Consider the following 1,108-nt stretch of genomic DNA (forward strand, 5'->3'; position numbering starts at 1 on the left):
GCGCCCCCGGTGGCCCCCCCGCGCCCCCCGGGCCGGTGGTGGGACGGATCGGCTCAGCATGCGATACGGGCGACGGCGCCGGACGGGTGCGAGGGGCCGGGCGGCTGAGGGTTTGTCGGGAATGTGACGGCCTGACGAAACCTTGATGACGGAATTTGAGATTCCGATCCACGAGGTGAGACGGGGTCTGCCCTGGGCCCCGTACATCTGCTTGAATGACGCCCATGGCCAGCCATTCGCACTCCTCGACAGGTCGCGGCGACCTCGAGCCGTTCTGGCCGTCCCGTCAGGATCATGATTTCGACCGGGTGTGTTGCCGCGCGAAGAACGCGCCGACCCCCTAAAGCCTTCCGGGACCTCCAGCAGAACCTCCCCGAGGCCTTCGGTCTGCGCGGTACGACACCGACGACGGCATGCGCACGTCGTCTCCTGCCGACCACTCCGCGTGAAAGAGCTGACCACTCATGGCGAACACCCGATCCATCACTTCCGCCGCCTCCGCCGCGACCTCCGCTCCCCTGACCTTCCCGCCCAGTCCGCGCCACCGGCTGCGTGCCGTGGACCGGGACGAGGTGTCCCGGGTCGTGGACCTGCTCCCGCCCGGCGCCACCTGGCTCCCCGCGCCCCAGCACACCCTGCCGACGCTGCCGGGCCAGCCGCCGATGGTCGGCTATCTGGTCCTCGTACCGGCCGACCAGCAGCCGCCGATCGCCTTCGCCCCGCAGTCCGTTCCCGCCCCGCCGGCCCAGGCCGGCCCGGCCACCGACTCCCCGGCGGGCACCGGCGACGCCCTCGTCCGCATCGACCCGTCGCGGCGCACCGCCGAGGTGGACGGTGAGGTGCTGGACCTGACGTACCTGGAGTTCGAACTGCTGGCCCACCTCGTCGCGCACCCGCACCGGGTGCACAGCCGCGACCAGCTGGTGACCACGGTCTGGGGCTACGGCCACGTCGGCGACGGCCGGACGGTCGACGTCCACATCGCCCGGCTGCGCCGCAAGCTGGGCACCGCGCACCGCGGCGCGATCCAGACCGTGCGCCGGGTGGGCTACAAGTACGCCCCCTGATACGACGACGGCGGGCCCGTACTCCCGAGGGGGAGTACGGG

At 72.0% G+C, this 1,108-nt stretch carries 1 protein-coding gene; it reads left to right on the forward strand.

The features are described 5' to 3' along the window. Nucleotides 1–464 precede the first annotated feature (464 nt). Nucleotides 465–1,067: a winged helix-turn-helix domain-containing protein gene (locus ACFV0Q_RS41935; protein ID WP_385013387.1), complete on the forward strand. Its 603-nt coding sequence runs from the start codon at nucleotides 465–467 to the stop codon at nucleotides 1,065–1,067. Nucleotides 1,068–1,108 lie beyond the last annotated feature (41 nt).

This window comes from Streptomyces sp. NPDC059564 (genome assembly GCF_042735575.1).
GTDB lineage: Bacteria > Actinomycetota > Actinomycetes > Streptomycetales > Streptomycetaceae > Streptomyces.